This window comes from Vreelandella halophytica (assembly GCF_968193635.1).
On the sequence record NZ_OZ309107.1, the window covers coordinates 315,948 to 335,339 of the forward strand.

At 61.8% G+C, this 19,392-nt stretch carries 18 protein-coding genes; 8 read left to right on the forward strand and 10 right to left on the reverse strand.

The features are described from left to right. Nucleotides 1-106: 106 nt before the first annotated feature. Nucleotides 107-400, forward strand: a complete 294-nt coding sequence (locus ACWHXT_RS01545; protein WP_447527528.1) for a hypothetical protein — start codon at nucleotides 107-109, stop codon at nucleotides 398-400. A gap of 106 nt (nucleotides 401-506) precedes the next feature. Beyond that, a complete protein-coding gene (locus ACWHXT_RS01550) occupies nucleotides 507-1,034 on the forward strand; it encodes an HPP family protein (protein WP_447956970.1) in 528 nt (175 codons plus the stop codon). 2 nt (nucleotides 1,035-1,036) lie between these two features. Here the strand turns inward: ACWHXT_RS01550 and ACWHXT_RS01555 are convergent, their stop codons facing one another. After that, entirely contained in the window at nucleotides 1,037-1,597 is a 561-nt protein-coding gene (locus tag ACWHXT_RS01555; protein ID WP_447956971.1) for a gamma-glutamylcyclotransferase, read from the reverse strand. Between the two features lie 68 nt (nucleotides 1,598-1,665). Between ACWHXT_RS01555 and ACWHXT_RS01560 the strand changes: the two genes are divergently transcribed. Then, entirely contained in the window at nucleotides 1,666-2,511 is an 846-nt protein-coding gene (locus tag ACWHXT_RS01560) for a sirohydrochlorin chelatase (protein WP_447956972.1), read from the forward strand. A 105-nt stretch (nucleotides 2,512-2,616) separates the two neighbouring features. Then, nucleotides 2,617-4,206, forward strand: a complete 1,590-nt coding sequence (locus tag ACWHXT_RS01565) for an ABC-F family ATPase (RefSeq protein WP_447927774.1) — start codon at nucleotides 2,617-2,619, stop codon at nucleotides 4,204-4,206. A gap of 2 nt (nucleotides 4,207-4,208) precedes the next feature. Here the strand turns inward: ACWHXT_RS01565 and ACWHXT_RS01570 are convergent, their stop codons facing one another. The 6 genes from ACWHXT_RS01570 to ACWHXT_RS01595 form a co-directional block, all read right to left on the reverse strand. Beyond that, nucleotides 4,209-4,805 (reverse strand): cell division protein ZipA C-terminal FtsZ-binding domain-containing protein, encoded by a 597-nt coding sequence (locus ACWHXT_RS01570; protein WP_447927775.1) that lies wholly within the window; start codon nucleotides 4,803-4,805, stop codon nucleotides 4,209-4,211. 202 nt (nucleotides 4,806-5,007) lie between these two features. Continuing rightward, nucleotides 5,008-6,126, reverse strand: coding sequence for an alkene reductase (locus ACWHXT_RS01575; protein ID WP_447956973.1), 1,119 nt, complete (start codon nucleotides 6,124-6,126; stop codon nucleotides 5,008-5,010). A 229-nt stretch (nucleotides 6,127-6,355) separates the two neighbouring features. Then, entirely contained in the window at nucleotides 6,356-6,742 is a 387-nt protein-coding gene (locus ACWHXT_RS01580; RefSeq protein WP_447927777.1) for a hypothetical protein, read from the reverse strand. Nucleotides 6,743-6,843: 101 nt separating this feature from the next. Next, the gene (locus ACWHXT_RS01585; protein ID WP_447956974.1) at nucleotides 6,844-7,584 is read right to left on the reverse strand and encodes a TSUP family transporter; all 741 of its coding nucleotides are present in this window, start codon (nucleotides 7,582-7,584) and stop codon (nucleotides 6,844-6,846) included. A gap of 9 nt (nucleotides 7,585-7,593) precedes the next feature. Then, nucleotides 7,594-8,247 carry a transglycosylase SLT domain-containing protein gene (locus ACWHXT_RS01590; RefSeq protein ID WP_447956975.1) on the reverse strand — a complete coding sequence of 218 codons (654 nt, stop codon included), beginning with the start codon at nucleotides 8,245-8,247 and terminating at the stop codon, nucleotides 7,594-7,596. Nucleotides 8,248-8,300: 53 nt separating this feature from the next. Continuing rightward, nucleotides 8,301-9,719: an aminotransferase-like domain-containing protein gene (locus ACWHXT_RS01595; protein WP_447956976.1), complete on the reverse strand. Its 1,419-nt coding sequence runs from the start codon at nucleotides 9,717-9,719 to the stop codon at nucleotides 8,301-8,303. Between the two features lie 252 nt (nucleotides 9,720-9,971). Between ACWHXT_RS01595 and ACWHXT_RS01600 the strand changes: the two genes are divergently transcribed. The 4 genes from ACWHXT_RS01600 to ACWHXT_RS01615 all read left to right on the forward strand — a co-directional run bounded on the left by ACWHXT_RS01600 (nucleotide 9,972) and on the right by ACWHXT_RS01615 (nucleotide 14,807). Beyond that, nucleotides 9,972-11,387 carry an APC family permease gene (locus ACWHXT_RS01600; protein WP_447956977.1) on the forward strand — a complete coding sequence of 472 codons (1,416 nt, stop codon included), beginning with the start codon at nucleotides 9,972-9,974 and terminating at the stop codon, nucleotides 11,385-11,387. A gap of 24 nt (nucleotides 11,388-11,411) precedes the next feature. Further along, nucleotides 11,412-12,863: an NAD-dependent succinate-semialdehyde dehydrogenase gene (locus tag ACWHXT_RS01605; protein WP_447956978.1), complete on the forward strand. Its 1,452-nt coding sequence runs from the start codon at nucleotides 11,412-11,414 to the stop codon at nucleotides 12,861-12,863. Nucleotides 12,864-13,138: 275 nt separating this feature from the next. Then, on the forward strand, nucleotides 13,139-14,404 hold the full coding sequence (locus ACWHXT_RS01610; protein WP_447956979.1) for a cation:proton antiporter: 1,266 nt from the start codon (nucleotides 13,139-13,141) through the stop codon (nucleotides 14,402-14,404). An 82-nt stretch (nucleotides 14,405-14,486) separates the two neighbouring features. Beyond that, complete coding sequence (locus ACWHXT_RS01615; RefSeq protein WP_447956980.1) at nucleotides 14,487-14,807, forward strand: carboxymuconolactone decarboxylase family protein; 321 nt, start codon at nucleotides 14,487-14,489, stop codon at nucleotides 14,805-14,807. 55 nt (nucleotides 14,808-14,862) lie between these two features. Here the strand turns inward: ACWHXT_RS01615 and ACWHXT_RS01620 are convergent, their stop codons facing one another. From ACWHXT_RS01620 to ACWHXT_RS01630, 3 genes are all read right to left on the reverse strand, one after another. Next, nucleotides 14,863-16,455 carry an antiporter gene (locus tag ACWHXT_RS01620; RefSeq protein WP_447956981.1) on the reverse strand — a complete coding sequence of 531 codons (1,593 nt, stop codon included), beginning with the start codon at nucleotides 16,453-16,455 and terminating at the stop codon, nucleotides 14,863-14,865. 250 nt (nucleotides 16,456-16,705) lie between these two features. Then, entirely contained in the window at nucleotides 16,706-17,371 is a 666-nt protein-coding gene (narL, locus tag ACWHXT_RS01625) for a two-component system response regulator NarL (protein ID WP_447927790.1), read from the reverse strand. Further along, entirely contained in the window at nucleotides 17,371-19,260 is a 1,890-nt protein-coding gene (locus ACWHXT_RS01630) for a type IV pili methyl-accepting chemotaxis transducer N-terminal domain-containing protein (RefSeq protein ID WP_447956982.1), read from the reverse strand. Before ACWHXT_RS01630 ends, narL begins: the two co-directional genes overlap by 1 nt. Nucleotides 19,261-19,392 lie beyond the last annotated feature (132 nt).

Consider the following 19,392-nt stretch of genomic DNA (forward strand, 5'->3'; position numbering starts at 1 on the left):
GCAAGATTGAGTGCTGGAGAGTCGACTGCTTTGTAGTCCCCATGCTTTGCCCTGATAAACGTTTTAACCGACAATGCCGGACTTCTTTCCACGTGAGACGACGCGCATGCAGGCAAACGGATTTTTCGACGGGGTAGGCGAGGCCATCGGCGATGCAATTCGCGTGGTGGTAGAGTTCCTGCTGGGCATTTTTGGCAACTTCTTTGGCGCGTTTGGCGACTTCATCGATGGCCTGACGCGCTCGCTGGGCATCAACGACTCCTTTTTCAGCATTGCCGTGCTGATCATTGGTCTGCTGATTCTATGGGGCGGCATCAAGTCGTTTCTGCGTGGTTCGATCATTGGCGGTATCGTGCAAACCCTGATCGCGCTTTTCATCCTCTCGTGGCTGATGATGTAGTGCCGGGTCTGGTTGAATGAAATTCATTCGATCTTGATCAATCACCACTTGCTTATTGAGTACATTTTGCGATTATTCGCACTCATTTAGTGCTTGCGTGAGTGTGATGAAAACGTATTTAGGCAAAATGCGCGGGGAGCCTTTCAAGCGTGCCCGGGTAGGCTGGCAGGATGCACTCTGGTCCTGGATCGGGGCTTTCTGCGGTATGGCCTTGATCTGCTGGCTCAGCGCCGAGTGGCTTAGCCAGCAGCTGTTGATCGTGGGCTCGTTCGGCGCGACCTCGGTGCTGATTTACGCCGCCCCGGAAAGCCCCTTCGCCCAGCCAAGCCACGTGCTGTTTGGCAGCGTTCTCTCCGCCGGGGTGGGCGTTGCCTGCTACCAGCTACTGGGTGCCACGCCGGTCTCCATGGCGCTGGCGGTATCGCTCTCCATTCTGGTCATGCAGCTGACTCATACGGTACATCCGCCTGGCGCGGCGGCGGCGTTGATCGCGGTCGGCGGCGGGGCGAGCGTTCATCAGTTGGGGTGGTGGTATCCGCTGTTGCCGATCGGCATGGGCTGCGTGGTCATGCTGGTCGTGGCGATACTGGTCAATAACCTGGCGCGCCACCGCCGTTACCCGCGCTACTGGTAGTCTCAAAATCGTTTGAGCTGCTCTTCCAGCGCGAAGATATGCGCATCTTCTACGTTCAGCTCGCGCAGTGCCTGGGCAAGATTGACCAGGTAGTCGCGGTTGGGGCCGCTGGGGCCCACCGCGGCGGCAATTTGGCGCGCCATGGCATCAAGCGGGGCGGGGCCCAAAAACGCCGGGTTATCGTCGGTCGCCATATAGACAAGCCCTTGCACCTCGCTGGCGTCTGCAAAGTGCAGCGGCGTGATTTCACGCAGGTAGCCGTTTTTTTCCCGGTGATCGAGTGGTGCCAAAGTCTCCTCGGTAATTCGGTAGGCCATACCGTGACAGACCGCGCCTTCTACCGGTACCAGGGTGGCTACCCGGCCCGGGGCGTTCGGTGTTCCGCGGTGGTCGTGGGAGCCCTGCCAGAAGCGGCGCTCCCAGCCGGTGATGTAGGCGCTTCGCCGCTCCAGAAAGGGAAAGTCCGCCTTCCAGATCAGCGAGCCGTAACCGAATAGCCAGATGTCGCCGTTGTCATCGAAAGGGCGGCGGCTTTGGTTAACGGCGGTGGTATCTATCAACATGAAATCGCCACAAAAAGTCGGTAAACGGCCATGGTAACATGGCCTGAAACGCTCTTTGGGAGGCTTTTATGCGCGCGATTTTCTTGGTCGATAACGGCTCGCTGCGCCCGGCGGCAACGCTCAACCTGCGCCGGGTGGCGGGGGCACTCAGCGAACGGCTGGGCGAGACGGTCCAGCCCGCCTCGCTATTGCACTCCAACAAGGTGGACGCCGAGGCGCTCGGCGGCGTAGCGGCGCAGACGCTGGGCCCGGCCGCCGAACGAAGCGCCGAGGCGGGTGCCTGCGAGATCATCGTGCTGCCGTTTTTCTTCGGCGCAAGCCGTGCGCTGACCGACTACCTGCCCAAACGTATGGGCGAGCTGCAAGCGCGCTTTCCAAACGTGCGGGTGCGCGTTGCGATGCCGCTGGTGGACGAGCAGGGCGACAACGACCTGCGCTTGGCGCATTTATTGGCCGACAACGTCCTCCAGACAATGCCCGAAGGCGCGCCACCCAGCGTGGTGCTGGTGGATCACGGCAGCCCGATCTTCGAGGTCACCGCGGTGCGTAACCGCCTGGCGGGCCAGCTCGGCGCGGTGCTGGGCGAGCGCGCCGCCTGCGTGGCGCCGGCCTCCATGGAGCGCCGCGAAGGCGACGAATACCGCTTCAACGAGCCGCTTTTGGAGCACCTTTTGGAAAGTGATAGGTTTAATAGTGCCACCGTGGTGGTGGCGCTTTTATTCCTGTCCCCCGGGCGCCACGCCGGGGAAGACGGCGATATCGCCGAGATCTGCCGCGCCGCCCAGGCGCGGCATCCAAACCTCGAGGTAGTCACCACGCCATTAGCCGGTGAGCACGATGGCATCGTGGCGATCCTGCACACGCGGCTGCGTCAGGCGCTGGATGAAGGCCGGGTTTTGCTGACGCTGCTCTAAAGCGTGTTGGGCGCGTTACGGTAGTGCCAGACGCGGTGAGAGCGCGTAGAATCGCGAGCCTTTAATGCGCGCACGTGTGCACTCATCATCAACCAGGGGCTCCTCTTGATCGCCACCGCCAATATCACCATGCAGTTCGGGGCCAAGCCCCTGTTTGAAAACGTCTCGGTCAAATTCAACAACGGTAACCGTTACGGGTTGATCGGTGCCAACGGCTGCGGCAAGTCGACCTTCATGAAGATTCTCGGCGGCGAACTCGAGCCTTCCGCCGGCCAGGTGATGCTCGATAGCAGCACGCGCCTGGGTAAGCTGCGCCAGGATCAGTTCGCGTTCGAAAATGAGCGCGTGATCGACACCGTCGTCATGGGCAATGCCGAGCTCTGGAAAGTCGCGGCAGAGCGCGAGCGCATCTATTCGATGGCCGAAATGAGCGAAGAGGACGGCATGGCCGTGGCGGATCTCGAGGTGCGCTTTGCCGAGCTCGACGGCTACACTGCCGAGGCGCGCGCCGGCGAGCTGCTGTTGGGCCTGGGCATCCCCATCGAGCAGCACTTCGGCCCCATGAGCGAGGTAGCGCCGGGCTGGAAACTGCGCGTGCTGCTCGCCCAGGCGCTGTTCTCCGATCCGGACGTTTTGCTTCTCGACGAGCCGACCAACCACCTGGATATCAACACCATCCGCTGGCTGGAAGACATGCTCAAGGCGCGCAGCAGCACCATGGTGATCATCTCCCACGACCGCCACTTCCTCAACAGCGTCTGCACCCACATGGCGGACCTGGACTACGGCGAGATCACGCTGTTCCCGGGCAACTACGACGACTACATGACCGCGGCCACCGCCGCCCGCGAGCGCCAGCACGCGGACAACGCCAAGAAAAAAGCCCAGATCGCCGAACTTCAGCAGTTCGTCAGCCGCTTCTCGGCGAACGCCTCCAAGGCCAAACAGGCCACCTCCCGGGCGCGCCAGATCGACAAGATCAAGCTCGAAGACATCAAGCCCTCCAGCCGGGTCAGCCCGTTCATCCGCTTCGAGCAGAACAAAAAGATTCACCGTAATGCGCTGAACGTCGAGGCGATCACCAAAGGCTATGATGGCAACAAGCCGCTGTTCGAGCGCTTCTCCATGGGGGTCGAAGCCGGCGAGCGCGTAGCCATCATCGGCCCCAACGGCATCGGCAAGACCACGCTTTTGAAGACCCTGTCCGGCGATTTCGCACCCGACAGCGGCGAGGTAAAGTGGACCGACGCCGCCGAGCTTGGCGTGTTCGCCCAGGACCACGCGGCGGACTTCGCCGAGGATGCCACCCTGTTCGAGTGGATGGGCCAGTGGACGCAAGGCGGCGAGCAGGTGGTGCGCGGCGCGCTTGGCCGCATGCTCTTCTCAAGCGACGATATCGGCAAGTCGGTGAAGGTGATTTCCGGCGGCGAGCAGGGGCGGATGCTGTTTGGTAAGCTGACCCTGACCAACCCCAACGTACTGCTGATGGACGAACCCACCAATCACCTGGATATGGAGTCCATCGAGGCGCTCAACCTGGCGCTTGAGAACTACCCCGGTACGCTCTTTTTCGTCAGCCACGACCGGGAGTTCGTATCGAGTTTGGCCACGCGCATTCTGGATATGCAGCCCGAGGGAATCATCGACTTCAGCGGCAGCTACGACGACTACCTGAAAAGCCAGGGCGTCGTCTAACCCTACTGGGTTTCGCCCAATATGTGCTGGTAGGTCGCTTCCGAGACAGGGTTTTGTTCGCTATCGAGAATATCGCCCTTGAAGGTGTCGTTCATCTCCTTGGCCAGCGCCACGTAAACGTGCATCTGCTGGTTGCGTCGCCGATGAATGGGCGGCTTGACCAGCAAACTGACCCCGCGAATGGTGCCGTCGGTTTCGCCCCGCAACAGGTCCGGCATCTCCCCCGGGGGAAAGGCGTTGGCGACGACGATCGGGTTGGTGCGCTTTTGCCCGTCGATCAAAAACACCTTTTTGAGCGGGTCGAACCGGGCGTTTTTGCCGCGTAGCCACTCGGTCAGACGCTCGTCGGTGGTTACGTCTGGCTGGGCGAAAATCACGAACAGCGAGTGCTGCTTTTTTCTATTCGCCGCCGGGGTGGGCGCCGTGGGCGCGGCCGCTTGAGACGCTTGCGCGCGGGGCGGGTGGGTCGGCGGCGCGACCCTGGGTGCTTTGATGCGGCGTTTTTTTGCCAGCGCTAAATAAGCGAAAATCGCGATAGCGACCACGCCGAGAAGCAGCGAAAAAAGCGCAAATCCTACGGGAAGGGAAACAGTGTCCATTTTATCACCCTGAGCCTGATACCAACATTAGGGACGCCTTTAATCAAACCTTGACGACGGGCGTCCTAAAACCTTATCGATAAGGTAGGTGAAAATAGCAGGCTTTACAGGCGCGAGGATATAAAAAAAGCACCACGTGAGTGGTGCTTTGGATCAATCAAGTACGTTTTATAAACGTCAATAACCTATCACAAGGCGACGCTTATTTGAGGCGGTCATGGCCGTTATCCATAAACGGATAGTCGGTGTAGCCTTTTTCATCGCCGCCGTAGAACGTGTCGTGGTTTGGCTCGTTGAGCGCCGCGTTGGCCCGGAAACGCTCGGCCAGGTCCGGATTGGCGATATAGGGACGACCATAGGCCACCAGGTCGCCGTTACCACTCTTGATCAGCGCCTCGCCCTTTTCGGCGTCGTAGTGGCCGCAGTAGATAATGCTGCCGTTGAAGCGCTCGCGCATCTGCTCGCGAAAGCCTTCCGGGAACTCATTGTCACCGCCGGCCCAGTTGGGCTCGTTCAAGTGAATATACGCAAGGCCGCGCTTGGCGAGCTCGTCGGCCAGATAAAAAGACATCTCCTTGGGCTCGTCGTCGGTCAGACCGAAAATCTCGATGAACGGCGTCAGGCGGATACCCACGCGGTCGGCGCCATACACCTCGATGACGGCATCGACGACTTCCAGCGGGAAGCGCGCACGGTTTTCGACCGAGCCGCCGTACTGGTCGTCACGCTTATTGGTGCCGGTGGCCAGAAACTGGTTGAGCAGGTAGGCGTTCGCCGCGTGGACTTCGATCATGTCAAAGCCTGCGCGCTTGGCGCGCTGCGCCGCCTGGCGGTAATCCTCGACGATGCCGGGGATTTCGTCGGTCTCGAGCGCCCGCGGCGTGCTCGCAGGGTGCTGGCCGGCGCTGCCATCCTCGAACTCGACAAAGGCCTGGGCGCCTTCACCTTTCAAGGCGCTGGGCGCGACCGGTGCTTGACCTTCGGGCTGAACCATTTCGTGAGAAACGCGCCCAACGTGCCAGAGCTGCATGGCGATGCGTCCGCCCTTGGCGTGCACCGCGTCGACGACGTTTTTCCAACCGGCTTCTTGCTCGTCGGTCCAGATACCCGGGGTATACACATAGCCCCGCGCAGTGGGCGAGATATTGGTCGCCTCAGAGATGATCAAACCCGAACCGGCGCGCTGGCCATAGTAGGCTTGCTGCATTTCACCAGGAACGCTGTCCGGGGTACGCGCCCGGGTGAGCGGGGCCATGATGACCCGGTTGGGAAGTGGCAGGCTGCCAAGCTGGGTAGGGGCGAGTAGTGTCTCGAACGCCATGGGCAAACTCCTTCTTGCGATTAAATAGTGTCAGGGCAGAATAGACCAGTTTACTACCAAGCGCCAATTACGATTTTATATGGCGCTCGATGCACTTATTGGATGGGCTAATCCCGACGCGGTTTCGAACGTGTCTGAAAAACAGTATCGAGCATGGCTGAAAAAAATGAATAGTGCATGGGCGTTACATACCCGCCCGGCGCACCGGACGTTGCTGGCTAACGCGGTATCAGGACGGCCAGAACCAGCGCCTTTTAGGGGCGGGGGCGGCCATATGCACAAGGGCGGTCGTCAGGGCAGTGACGATCGCGCCTAGCTGGCGGTGGCACACGGCGCTGCTTAAAACGCCGGGGCACTGTTTCAGCAACAGCTCGCACTGGTTGGAGGCCACGCAGAGCTGGGTGAAGGCATCCGGCGGCAGGCTCGATTTGGCGGCCTGGCTTGCTTGTTTGAGCTCACTGGCGAGCATCGAGAGCGTATGGGTATCCAGCCAGCAGGGCAGCGGGTCTTCGAGGCGTACGGCGATGGCGTTCTGCATCGCTTCGAACGAGGTGCGTAAAAAGAGCACGGTGTGGCGAAGTTGGCGCGGGGGCTGGGGGGCACTCCACCTTTTCATGCTGATGCTCCATTGCGACTCATTAAAGTAAAATGTTTCTCATTTACATTTAGATGCAAAGATAGCGTGCGCCCGTGTCGGTGTCAAACGCGCGGCCTGGGCTAGCCCGCCAGCAGGTAAAGCCCCTGGATCAGGTAAAACACCCCGATGGCGGTGACGATCCAGCGGGTCCAGGCGCGAAAGTTGGCATCGGTCAGCCGGTGCAGAATGCGCGTGCCGGTTTGGGTGCCCAAAAGCGCAAAGGGCGTGGCGAGCAACACCATACCCCACTCTCCAGCGCCAAGCGCCAGCGCCGAGCCCAGGTAAAAGAGAATCTTGATACTGTGCGCGATTACCTGGATCATCGCCTTGGTGGCGACGACTGCGCGGCGGTCCATGTTCGAGCGCACGAAGAAGATATCGATCAACGGGCCGGACACCCCCGCCGCAATGGTCAAGCCCCCGGAGGCGAGACCGCACGCCAGGGCATGGCTTGCGCGGTTGGCGTTGAGCGAGAACCAGCGCTTGGGCATCCACACCAGCACCGGCAGCAGGCCGATCAAAAGCGATACCGTGGCGGCGTTGGGGCTGTAGTCGAAAAACAGCAAAAGCCCCGCCGCGCCGGCCACGCCCGCGGCCATCAGCGCGACCACCCGCCAATTGATGAAACGCCGTGAAAGCCAGGCGCGGGAAGCGTTGGCAGTGAGCTGAATGACCCCGTGAACCGCCATGGCCGAGGCGGCGGGAAACACCAGCAGCAGAAACCATAAAAGCACCAGCCCGCCGGCCATGCCGAAAATGCCCGATAAAAGCGACGTCAAAAACACAACGCCGGCGAACACCGCACCCATCAATAAAGTCATGGGACGTCCCTAGCGGCAGAAAGGCCACACCTGATAGAACTTGCGGCACTGAAACTCCGCCTCGCAGGCGTTGAGCTGGGCCTGATAGCGACTCGATCGTTCCGCGATCTGGCGCCCGGCGCGCAGCACATGGGGCTTGCCTCGGTAGGTGCCGCGCTTATAGCCGCCGGCGCCTTCGTGGTAGGCGTAATAGAGGTGCTCCGGGTTATTCAGCGAAATGCCGGTTTGCGCGCGGGTGCGGGCGTTGTACCAGCCGATGAAGTCCGTGGCGTGCTTCATGTGGGTACGCCGGGCAAAGAGGCTACCGGCCTGGTCGCGATACTCGCCCCATACCGGGTCCTGGGCCTGGGCGTAGCCCTTGGCGGAAGAGGGGCGGGGGCCTGGTATGAAGCCCAGGTAGTATTTACGGTCCGGGCGAACGTGGCTTCGAAACGAGGACTCCTGCTGAATGAACGACATTTGCGTCGCAATCGGGGTGCCCCACTGGTTTTCGGAGTCGCGGGCGTAGTCGTACCAGCTGGGCTGTTCGCGAAAGATTTCGCACACGTTGCTTTGATTTTGCGGCGGGTTGGGCGCGAAGGTGGCGCAGCCCGAGAGCATGAATAGGGCACACAGCGCCCAAAGACGCCGGGCGTGTCCGGTAAAGCCGCTAGGGTAGCGCATGAAGTCTCCTGTTTGATCGGTATGCGGTGTTATCGGTTGTTGGGGGGCTACCTTTAGCGCAAAAGCGCCGCCAGCCGGTGGCGCAGGCGCTGTACTTCCCGGGTCAGCGTTTCGCCGGAGAGCATGCCGACGCCCATCACCAGCCCCGAGCGGGTGTCCCCCTGGCCACACACCGGGCTTAGCGGGCGCGCGATCAGGTGCTCCTTCAAAAGCGCCTGGGCAATGGCCACGTCGTCGACGCCGGGCTCGAATTCGATGCACAGGCTAAGGGTGCTGCTGGGCGGCGATATCCGCTCGACCCGAGGCAGTGTGCAAAGCTGGTCGTGCAAGACTTGCTGGCGGCCCAGGTAGTCGCGCTGTATGCGCCGGCACCAGCTGTCCAGGCTGCCATCGAACATGAACTGGGCGAGTACCGCCTGATCGAGCATGCGGCCTTCGCGAAAGAGCTCGCTGCGCAGCCGGTTCATCGGCGCGGCCAGATGGCGAGGCACTACCAGATACCCCAGACGCAGGCCGGGAAACATCATCTTGGAAAACGAGCCCACCAGCAAATGCCGCGAAGAGCCGGGCTCGAACAAAAGCTCGGGATGGTCGTCTCGCGTGAACTCGTAATCGTCCTCCAGCACGTAGGCGGGCTCGAGCGCCGCGCACAAGCGCTCCTTGTGCGCGGCGCTCGCGGGCATGCTCAGCGGGTAGTGGTGGGAGCCGGTCAGGTAGGCAAGGGCGACGGGCTTCGATGCGCCGGCCAGGGGGTAGCCGTGCTCCGGATACCAGGGCCGCAGGTCGATATCGAGCCCGGCGGCGGTGAAAACGTTGCGCGCCCCCCAGTAGCAGGGCGATTCCATGACCACCGTATCGCCCACGTCGGTGAGCGCCATGGCGCAAAGCTCGATGCCGTTATGGGTGCCATCGGTGATGATGATCTGGTCCACGTCGCAGTCGATGTTGCGCCAGCGCGCCAAAAAATCGCGAATGGCGCGCTTTAAAGGCCCAAACCCGCCGGTGGAGTAGGAAAGCAGCAGGGCATTTTGCGACACCGTGACGCTTTCATAAAGCTTTCGCCAGCGCCGCATGGGGAACTGGGCGATATCCGGAATACCGGGCATGAAGGAGCCGTTTTGAATACTGCTCGACCCCGGCGCGCTCAATACCTGGCTTGCGCGTTTTGAAAGCGGCGTGGAAAGCGTCGAGGGCGCGGGGGCGGGAGGATGCCGGCGCACCCAGGTGCCTTGGCCGTGAGCGGTTTTGAGAAGCCCTTCGCCAAGCAGCGTATTGACCGCCTGCGCCAGGGTTTGGCGCGCGCAGCCAACGGCTTTGGCAAGCGCCCGGTGGGGCGGCAAGCGGCTACCCTGGCGCCAGTGCTGGGTAATCGCCTGGCGCAGCGCCTGCTCGATACGAACCTGCTTATTGAGCCGCTCCGGCTGGGACTGAAAGAGCGCGGTTAACTGTGCGAGCATCTTCTCGTAGTCCATTGACGCTCCTTCAACGCTTGCGAGTAAAAAGCGTAGTGGCCCTAAAGTCGAGGCGTTATCGCATATTAGCGCAAAGTGGTCCAGTGAAACCCGAAAGTGGTCCATTCGCGTAGCTGGCCGGCCCTGCTAGCGTGTAGTAAAGCCCATGCCAGGGCTTGGCCCCACGGCCAGGGCCTGCATCGCGGCGCTCAATAACAACCTGCCACGCTCATACAACCACCCACCACCAATCACAGCTGGGATATTTGCATCATGACGACATCGACTCCTGAACAGGCAAAGCTTGTTCGCGTGTTGGCACGGGGGGACGTGCTGGCGCTGGCCTTCGGGGCCATGATCGGGTGGGGCTGGATCGTACTGACCGGCACCGCCATTGAGTCCGCCGGCAGCCTCGGCGCCATTCTTGCTTTCATCGTGGGCGGCATCGCGATCCTGCTGGTGGGGCTGACCTACGCCGAGCTCGCCTCAGCGATGCCCAAGGTGGGCGGCGAACACGTTTACAGTTACCGGGCGCTGGGCCACGGCGCCTCGTTTTTATGCACCTGGGCGATCATCCTGGGCTATTTGAGCGTGGTGGCGTTCGAGGCCGTGGCGCTTCCCACCGTGGTCGAGCATATTGCGCCCAACTACGCCGTCGGCCATCTGTGGACCATCGGCGGTTGGGAGGTCAAGGCGACCTGGGTCGCGGTCGGCGTGGGTGGCTCACTTGCCATGATGATGATCAACTACTTCGGTGTAAGCACCGCCGCACTTTTGCAAAAGGTCGTCACCGGCTTGATTTTGTTGGTGGGCGTGATGTTCATTACCGGCGCTTTATTCGAGGGCAATACCGCGAACATGTCGCCGCTGTTCGCTTCGAATGAGACCGGTGTGCTGGCCGGCATCGTGACGGTGCTGGTCATGGTGCCGTTTCTGTTCGTCGGCTTCGACGTCATCCCCCAGGCCGCCGAAGAGATCAACCTGCCTTACAAGGCGATCGGCAAGGTCCTCATGGTCTCCGTGCTGCTGGCCGTGGCGTGGTACTCGCTGATCATTTTGGCCACCAGTCTTTCGCTGGATAGCGTGGCGCTGGAGGGGTCGAGCTTGAGCGTACCGGATGCCATGGGCGCGCTGTTCAACGCCCCTTGGGCGAGCAACCTGATGGTACTGGCCGGTATCGCGGGCATCATCACCAGCTGGAACTCCTTCTACATTGGCGGCTCCCGCGCCATCTACGCCTTGGCCACCGCGGGCATGCTGCCCAGGGCGTTCGCTAAATTGCACCCGCGCTATAAAACCCCGACCAACGCCATCTTCATGATGGGCTTTCTCTCGTGTCTGGCGCCGTTTTTCGGCCGCCCAGCGCTGGTCTGGATCGTCAACGCCGGCGGGCTTGGCATCGTGATCGCCTACCTGTTCGTGGCGATCTCTTTCGTCGTGCTGCGCCTGCGCGAGCCGGACATGCCGCGCCCGTTTCGCGTGAGCTTCGGGCTGCCCTGCGGCGTGCTGGCGATTTTGCTCTCCGTCGGCATGGCGTTTTTGTACATGCCGGGCAGCCCCTCCGCGCTAAGCGGCGCCGAGTGGGTCATTTTCGCCGGCTGGTCGCTGCTTGGCGTGGCGCTTTACATCCATTCGCTGCGCACCTACGGGCGCGCCTACAGCGACCAGCACATGCTCGGCGATCTTTAATTTTTCAAGCGTTTAGGAGACTTTATGAGCTTTATCGAACAGTGGTTGAGCGACAGCGTACCGGCGCTGGTCGGCGGCGAGTGGCGCAAGGGCAAAGAGACCTTTGCTGTCGACAACCCCGCCACCGGCGAGACCATCGCCCGGGTGGCCGAATTGAGCGCCGATGACACTACGGATGCCGTGGCCGCCGCTTACAATGCCGGCGCCGCCTGGCGGGCCACCCCGGTCAAGGAACGTTCCAAAGTGCTGCGTCGCTGGTTCGAACTGATCAATGAACACGCCGACGACCTGGCGCGGTTGATGACCCTGGAACAAGGTAAGCCACTAGCTGAAGCCAAGGGCGAAGTGGGCTACGGCGCTTCGTTCATCGAGTTCTTCGCTGAAGAGGCCAAACGCATGGCGGGTGAAACCCTGCCAGGCCACGGCGCGGACAAGCGTCTGATGGTGCTACGCGAGCCGGTCGGCGTGGTCGCCGCTATCACCCCCTGGAACTTCCCGCTGGCGATGATCACCCGCAAGTGCGCCCCGGCGCTGGCCGCCGGCTGCACCGTGGTGATCAAACCCGCCGAGGCCACGCCGCTCACCGCACTCGCCGCGGCTTACCTGGGCCTGGAAGCCGGCCTGCCCGCCGGCACCATTAACGTGGTCACGGCCTCGAAACCCGCCGAGGTGGGCGAGGTGCTGACCACGGATTCCCGCGTGCGCAAGGTGTCGTTCACCGGCTCCACGCCGGTGGGCAAGCGTTTGCTCGCCCAGTGCGCCAGCACGGTGAAGAAAACCGCCATGGAACTGGGCGGCAACGCGCCGTTTATCGTGTTCGATGATGCGGACGTGGACGCCGCCGTGGACGGCGCCATTGCCTCCAAATTCCGTAACGCCGGGCAAACCTGCGTCTGCACCAACCGCTTTCTGGTGCAGGACGGCATTTATGATGCGTTCGTTGCCAAGCTGACCGAGCGTGTTCAGGCGCTGAACGTGGGGGATGGCCTGAGTGAGGGCAGCGTCATCGGCCCGCTGATCAACCAGGCCGCGGTGGATAAAGTACAGCGCCACGTAGACGACGCCCAGCAAAAGGGCGCCCGGGTACTGTGCGGCGGCCAGGCCCACGCGGCCGGCGAGCGCTTCTTCACGCCCACGGTGCTGGCGGATGTCACCACCGAGATGGCGGTGGCCGATGAGGAAACCTTTGGCCCGGTCGCGCCAGTGTTCCGCTTCACCCAGGATGAAGAGGCGATCCGAATGGCCAACGATACGCCGTTTGGGCTGGCGGCGTACTTCTACGCCACCGACTACCGGCGCATCTGGCACACCCTGGAGGCGCTCGAGTACGGCATGGTCGGTGTCAACGAAGGCCTGATTTCCACCGAGCTGGCGCCGTTTGGCGGCGTGAAGGAGTCCGGCCTTGGCCGCGAAGGCTCCCACCACGGCCTGGATGAATTCACCGAGTTGAAATACGTCTGTGTTGGTGGGCTTTGAGGCGTCGTCAATGCCGTCAGGCGCTGAACGTACTCAAAAACCGGCACGTGGCCAGCGTCATCGAGCCGGTTCAGGGCGAGGGCGGCTTCTAAATCGCATCCCCTGAGTACCTGCCATTGGAGGATACGTCGCCCGAGGTTCTACGGCCTGCCCGCCGCAAGCGCTTGCTTGCGGCGGGTTGCGCGTTTTAGGGCTACAGTAACGCCCCTAAAAGGTGCCGGGCCCGCCCGCCGCGCCCTTTATCGATACCGCCGCTTTATCTATCAGGAGTCCCGATGAGTCTATTTTCCCTGGTGAGCGTACTGATTACGCTCGCCGCCGTCTCGAGCTACTTAAACTATCGCTATATCAAGCTGCCGACCACCATTGGCGTCATGCTGCTGGCGCTGGTGTCGTCGCTTTTGCTGATTATCGTCACACCCTACACGGCGGGGCTGCACGGCCAGGCAGCGGCGCTGGTGGAGCGGATCGATTTCGATCAGGTGGTGCTGCACGGCATGTTGGCCTTTTTGCTGTTTGCCGCGGCCATACACGTCAAGTTCGACCACCTGCGGGAAGAGTGGCTAACCATCGCGCTGCTTGCCGTGGTGGGCAACGTGATGTCGACCTTTATTATCGGCGCGTTGACCTGGCTGGTGCTGGGGTGGCTGGAGCTGCCCGTGCCCTTTTTGTATGCCCTGGTGTTCGGCGCCTTGATCTCACCGACCGACCCCATCGCGGTGGTGGGCATCATGAAATCCGTCGGCGTTTCCAGGCAGCTCGAAAATCAAATTGCCGGCGAGTCGCTGTTTAACGATGGCCTGAGCGTGGTGGTCTTTCTGGTACTTTTGGGCCTTTCCGGGCTGGGCGCCATGGGCGGGGAAGAGGTACCGGTCGAGTCATCTATCGATATTGCGGCCATCGGTTTGCTGCTCCTTAAGGAGGTTGGCGGGGCGGTGCTGTTGGCGTCAGTGGCGGGCTACCTGGTTTACCAGATGCTCAAGCGGGTCGATAACTACCAGGTCGAGGTGTTGATCACTCTCGCCTTGGCGATGGGCCTGTTCGCCCTGGCGGATAGCCTGCACTTGTCGGCGCCCATCGCCGTGGTGGTCGCGGGGCTGTTCATTGGTAATCACGGACGCTTGTTCGCCATGTCGGATAAAACGCGCGACAACGTCGATACCTTCTGGGAACTGGTCGATGAAATCCTCAACGTGGTGCTGTTTTTACTGATCGGTTTGGAGCTTCTGGTGCTGCCGATCGAGCGTGACTGGCTGGTGGCCGGAGGGCTTGCGATCATCATCGTGCTGGGAACGCGTTTGCTGTGTGTCGCCAGTATCATGGGCCCGCTTGGCAAGCTTAAGGATCAGTCGAAAGGTGCGATTCCGATTCTGACCTGGGGCGGGCTGCGCGGCGGTATTTCGGTGGCCATGGCGCTGTCACTACCCGCAAGCGAGTTTCGCGACCTGGCGCTGACGCTCACCTATTGCGTGGTGATCTTCTCGATTGCCGTGCAAGGGCTGACCATGGGCAGGGTGATTCGTTTTTTCAGCCGCGCGTAACGCGGGCGACCAACGGCGTTTCTGGCGACACTGATACGGGCTTCTATAATGAGTTCACAATCACTGTATAAGGAGACGCGTCATGACGTCAGAGAAGCTTCCCTCCGGCGCCGGCGATGTCGCCGGTGAATACCCCGAGGTATGGGACGCCTACGCGGCACTGGGCAAGGCGTGTTCGCACTCCGGGCCGTTAGAGGGCCGCGAACTACGCTTGGTCAAGCTTGCGCTTGCCATTGGCAACCGCTCCGAAGGCGCCGTGCATTCTCACGTGCGCCGTGGGCTCGAAGAGGGGCTAAGCGCTGAAGAGCTCAAGCAGGCCGCCATGCTGGCGGTGCCGACCATCGGCTTTCCCGCCGCCGTGGCCGCGCTCACCTGGATTACCGATATCACCGACGCCGGGTAACGATCCGGGTCGGTGATCAGAGCGGCCCGATACCCGGTATCGGGCCGCGTCTCTTTCAAGGGTTGCGAATAGCCGCGCCCTTGCGCAGGTAGAACCACCAATTGATGCCCAGGCAGATGGTGTAGAAGACGGCAAAGCCGTACATGGCAAGCTCCGGGGTACCCGCCTGGATCTGCGCGCCGATGATGCTGGGGGCGATGAAGGCGCCGTAGGCGGCCACCGCCGAGGTCCAGCCAAGCACTGGGCCTTTTTGCTGGGCGTCGAAGATCACCCCGATACTGCGAAAGGTGGAGCCGTTGCCGATGCCGCTGGCGGCGAACATCACGATGAAAAGCAAAAGGAAGAGCCAGAAGAATGCATTGGGGTCGGTGGCGTTGTAGGCCAGCATCATCACGTAGCCGGTGGCAACGGAGGCCACCACCATGACCGCGGAGATGATCTGGGTGACGATGGCGCCGCCGACCTTGTCGGAGATCCAACCGCCGACCGGGCGAATGAGCGCGCCGACGAACGGCCCTATCCAGGCCCAGGTGAGGGCGCTCGGGGCGTTAGGGTTGACCACGCGCACCAGGCTCCCGTCGGCGGCGCTTTCCATCATGTTGCCGAAGATCACGTTGATCGACAGCGGCAGCGCCGCCGAAAAGCCGATGAAGGAGCCGAAGGTGAGGATGTAGAGAATCGTCATCGCCCAGGTGTGATGGTTGGAAAAGATCGCGAACTGCTTCTGGATATTGGGCTTGATGTCGCCGGGAATCAGGCGCAGCAGCACCAGCGTCAGCACGATCGTAAGCGGCAGGGCGACCCACATGTTGAGCCAGGCGAGGGCCAGCATACCGGCGATCGAGGTCAAAAGGCCCACGCCGTAAAGCCCGAGAATCTTGCCAAAGGCGGTGAGGGGCGCGCCCGGGTTGGGGGTGATCGTGCGGATATTGTTCATGCCAAACCAACCCAAAAAGGCGAGCGGCACCAGCAGTACTAGCCAGACGAAGCCGGCGTTTTGAATCCAGGTGTCGGTGCCGGCCTCGATACGCCCGATCAAGGTGCCGCTGGCGCTTTCCAGTGCCATGGGGCCGCCGGCCAGCGCTCCGAAGAGCCCGACGGTCATCACCAGCGGAATCAAAATCTGCATGGTGGTGACGCCGAAGTTGCCCAGTCCCGCGTTCATGCCCAACGCGTAACCCTGCTGCTTGCTGGGGTAAAAGGTCGAGATATTGCTCATCGAGCAGGCGAAGTTACCGCCCCCGATGCCGGAGAGCAGCGCCAGCGCCTGGAAAATCCAGAACGGTGTCTCCGGGCTCATCAGCGCAAGGCCGGTGCCGGCGGCAGGAATGGCCAGTAGCGCCGTGGTCAAAAAGATGGTGTTGCGCCCGCCGGCAATGCGAATCATGAACGAGGCGGGAATGCGCAGCGTCGCCCCGGAAAGCCCCGCCAGTGCCGTGAGCGTAAAGAGCTGCTCGACGGAAAACGCAAAGCCCAGGTTCTGCATTTGGGTGGTGATCATGCCCCACATCATCCACACCGCAAACCCGACCAGCAGGCTTGGAATGGAGATCCAAAGGTTGCGGTTGGCAACGTGTTTACCCTGCTGCTCCCAGAAGCGTTCGTCTTCGACATCCCAAGCGACGATGTCGGCATTTCTCTTGGTCATGATGGTTCCCCTTTGCGTAAACCATTACCTGGCGTCGAACCATTAGCGGCTCACCGATAAAGGAAAGATACGCGCGCGGGGAAGGGCTGGGAATGGCCCTGAAAGCCAGCGAAATCAATAGCCTACCTCTTTGTGGGTAGGTGCTTTCAAGAGCCAGAAGCCTGATTTCATTGAAGAAAAAAGCGAAGGGGTAAGCGCGCCGAGAAGCGCAGGCGCCGGCGCGCTATTTGGAGGTATCTACATTGATTGGCTAGTCGTTGATGCCCGCTTGCACGGCCCAAACCGCCGCCTCCACCCGCGAGCGCAGGTTGAGTTTCTTGAGCAGGTGTTTGACGTGCACCTTCACCGTGCCTTCGGTGATATCCAGCTTGCGTGCGATCAGCTTGTTGGAAAGGCCGCCGGCGAGCTGGCGCAAGATCTCGCGCTCGCGCTGGGTGAGGCTGCGAATATCCGGCGCGGTGGGCGTCGCGCGCTGATTGCGCAGCGCCTCGGCCAGAAGCGCGGTAAGACTTTCGCTGATCACCATGCGCCCGAGTGCGGCCTGGCGTAGCTGGCGCACCATGTCCTCGGGCTCCATGTCCTTGAGCAGGTAGCCGTCGGCGCCGGCGCGCAGGGCCGCTACCACGTCTTCTTCATGGTCGGAGACGGTGAACATGACGATGCGGCCGCTAAAGTCGTTCTCCCGCAGGCGGCGTAAAGCCTCCAGGCCGTCGATATCGGGCATGTTCAAATCGAGCAGGACCAGGTCGGGCTCGAGCGAGAGCGTCAGCCGAATGCCCTCTTCGGGGCTGCCGGTCTCGCCGACCAATTCCAGGTCGTCTTCGAGTTCGAGAAGCTGCGCCACGCCGCGGCGCAATAGCGGGTGGTCGTCGATGATCAAAAGCGTGGCAGGGGTGTCGTGGCTGGTCTGAGACATTAAAGATTCCGTGTGCCTGAATGAGCATCGTCGGTGGCCGCTGTCGGCGGCTGTTGAGTCAAGCGAGCGGTCAAGGGGGTGAAGATGACCTCCACGCAGGCCCCGCCAACGGGGCGATTAAAAATGGAGAGCTCGCCGTTCAAGGTGGTGGCGCGGTCGCGAATGATGACCAGGCCGTAATGCATCGGCGGCGAGGCGTCGTTTTGAAGGCCGATGCCGTCATCTTCCACGCGGACCTGCAAGCGGGCATCTCTAAAGCGCACGGTGATGCTGACCCAAGTGGGCTGGGCGTGCTTGTGCGCGTTGGCCAGCGCCTCGCGAATGATTTGTAGAACGTGGATCTCTTCATTGGGGTTGAGCAGGTAGGGCGGTACATCGTAATCGAGCGCGACCGCGAAGCCCAGGCGCTGGGTGAACTCGTCCGTGGTTTGGCGCAGGGCGAACTGAAGCCCCGGGCCTTCCAGCTTGAGCCGGAAGGTGGTCAAAAGCTCGCGCAGCTGGCGGTAGGCGCTGTTCAGGCCGCTGCGCAGCTCGTCGATCACGGTGGCCTGGGCCTCGCGGGAGGCCTCTTTTTGCTGCATGCGCTCGAGCCGGGTCACCTGCATCTTGAGGTACGAGAGCGACTGCGCCAGGGAGTCGTGCAGCTCCCGGGCGATGATCGTGCGCTCGTTGATGAGCGTGACCTGCTGCTGCTCGTCGATACGGCGCTGCAAATACACGGCGGTGGCGAGCTGGTCGGCCAGAATGTTCAAAAGCCGGCGGGTGTTATCGTTGAGCTCGCCTTCGGGGTACCACACCTCCAGGTTACCCAGTAGCGTATCGCCGGCGCGAATGGAGAGCTGTAGACACTGGAGGCGCTCGCCCGAGGCGGGCAGCGGGTCGATCAGGCACGCATCGCAGGCCATGTCGCGGCAGTACTCGGGGCGTGTCACCGAGTGCGTTTCCAAAACCGGCATGATGCGCTGGTCGAAGGGGTCGTTGAGCGACAGGCGGATGGGGCCCAGACCCAGCAGGCTTTCCAGCTCGCGCAGCATGGGGGCGGCGCTGGCGCAAAGGTCGTTGCCGCCGCCGAAAAGAGTGCGGCTGGCATCGTGCATTACGCGCATGGCTTGGTTACTGCGCTCGAGCGCCTGCTCCTTGCGCGAGACGCTCTCTTCGAGAGCGGCGTAACTCGTTGCAAGCTCCGCGGCCATGGTGTTGAACGTTCGCCCCAGCCGCGCCAGCTCGTCGCTGCCCGAAAGCTTCGAGCGCTGGTTGAAGTTGCGCTTCGCCACTTCCCGGGTAAGCGCCATGAGCTGGTGCAACGGGGCGACCAGGTTGTGGCGCACATCGAAAAGAGCAATGGCGACGACCAGGCTAATGAGCAGCAAAAAGAGCACCTGCATGATGCCCAAAAGCCTCACCTTGGCTTCGGTACTGTTTTCGAGCTGCTCGACGAGTATCTCGATATCGCCGACCAGGGTGGTCACCATGGTCTCGAAGGCGGCGAGATCGATGCCGCCACCGGCGCCCGCCTCGTCCAGCGCGGGCTGCACGGTGTCTTGCCAGTAGCGCTGAATACGGCTTAATTGCTGGCGCCGTTCGTGATGGGCATCCTCGGGCACGCTGCGTTGCAGGGTAGCGCCGTGCAAGCGCTGGTCGAAGCGCGCCACGAGCGCGTCGAGTTGGCCGCCGGTGGTTGCGTCCGGGGCGTACTCCAAGCGCTGCAGCTCGACCAGAATGCGGTGGGCGTTCATGCGCAGCGACCCGGCCACGTTGATCGCCGAGGCGTCGCCGCGGGTGCTATTCGACATGTTCATGGTCAGCGTGATGCTGATGAACGCCATGGCGCTGATCGCGATCAGTGACGCCATGATACGGGCCACTAGCGAGCGTTGGAGCAGTTTCATAACGGTTCCAGCCGCCTGAGAAGGGAAAAGGAGTGTGGCACTATCGTGACCGGCATACGCGGTGCTATCCCTTTGGGGGTAGCGGTATTACCCCTAATGATTTTTGACCTGGATAAGACGAGCGCCGACAAT

Bases quoted from the DNA above. Each gene is read 5' to 3' on its own strand.
- ACWHXT_RS01545 (WP_447527528.1), top strand. From the start codon at position 107: ATGCAGGCAAACGGATTTTTCGACGGGGTAGGCGAGGCCATCGGCGAT.
- ACWHXT_RS01550 (WP_447956970.1), top strand. From the start codon at position 507: ATGAAAACGTATTTAGGCAAAATGCGCGGGGAGCCTTTCAAGCGTGCC.
- ACWHXT_RS01555 (WP_447956971.1), bottom strand. From the start codon at position 1,597: ATGTTGATAGATACCACCGCCGTTAACCAAAGCCGCCGCCCTTTCGAT.
- ACWHXT_RS01560 (WP_447956972.1), top strand. From the start codon at position 1,666: ATGCGCGCGATTTTCTTGGTCGATAACGGCTCGCTGCGCCCGGCGGCA.
- ACWHXT_RS01570 (WP_447927775.1), bottom strand. From the start codon at position 4,805: ATGGACACTGTTTCCCTTCCCGTAGGATTTGCGCTTTTTTCGCTGCTT.
- ACWHXT_RS01575 (WP_447956973.1), bottom strand. From the start codon at position 6,126: ATGGCGTTCGAGACACTACTCGCCCCTACCCAGCTTGGCAGCCTGCCA.
- ACWHXT_RS01580 (WP_447927777.1), bottom strand. From the start codon at position 6,742: ATGAAAAGGTGGAGTGCCCCCCAGCCCCCGCGCCAACTTCGCCACACC.
- ACWHXT_RS01585 (WP_447956974.1), bottom strand. From the start codon at position 7,584: ATGACTTTATTGATGGGTGCGGTGTTCGCCGGCGTTGTGTTTTTGACG.
- ACWHXT_RS01590 (WP_447956975.1), bottom strand. From the start codon at position 8,247: ATGCGCTACCCTAGCGGCTTTACCGGACACGCCCGGCGTCTTTGGGCG.
- ACWHXT_RS01595 (WP_447956976.1), bottom strand. From the start codon at position 9,719: ATGGACTACGAGAAGATGCTCGCACAGTTAACCGCGCTCTTTCAGTCC.
- ACWHXT_RS01600 (WP_447956977.1), top strand. From the start codon at position 9,972: ATGACGACATCGACTCCTGAACAGGCAAAGCTTGTTCGCGTGTTGGCA.
- ACWHXT_RS01605 (WP_447956978.1), top strand. From the start codon at position 11,412: ATGAGCTTTATCGAACAGTGGTTGAGCGACAGCGTACCGGCGCTGGTC.
- ACWHXT_RS01610 (WP_447956979.1), top strand. From the start codon at position 13,139: ATGAGTCTATTTTCCCTGGTGAGCGTACTGATTACGCTCGCCGCCGTC.
- ACWHXT_RS01615 (WP_447956980.1), top strand. From the start codon at position 14,487: ATGACGTCAGAGAAGCTTCCCTCCGGCGCCGGCGATGTCGCCGGTGAA.
- ACWHXT_RS01620 (WP_447956981.1), bottom strand. From the start codon at position 16,455: ATGACCAAGAGAAATGCCGACATCGTCGCTTGGGATGTCGAAGACGAA.
- narL (WP_447927790.1), bottom strand. From the start codon at position 17,371: ATGTCTCAGACCAGCCACGACACCCCTGCCACGCTTTTGATCATCGAC.
- ACWHXT_RS01630 (WP_447956982.1), bottom strand. From the start codon at position 19,260: ATGAAACTGCTCCAACGCTCGCTAGTGGCCCGTATCATGGCGTCACTG.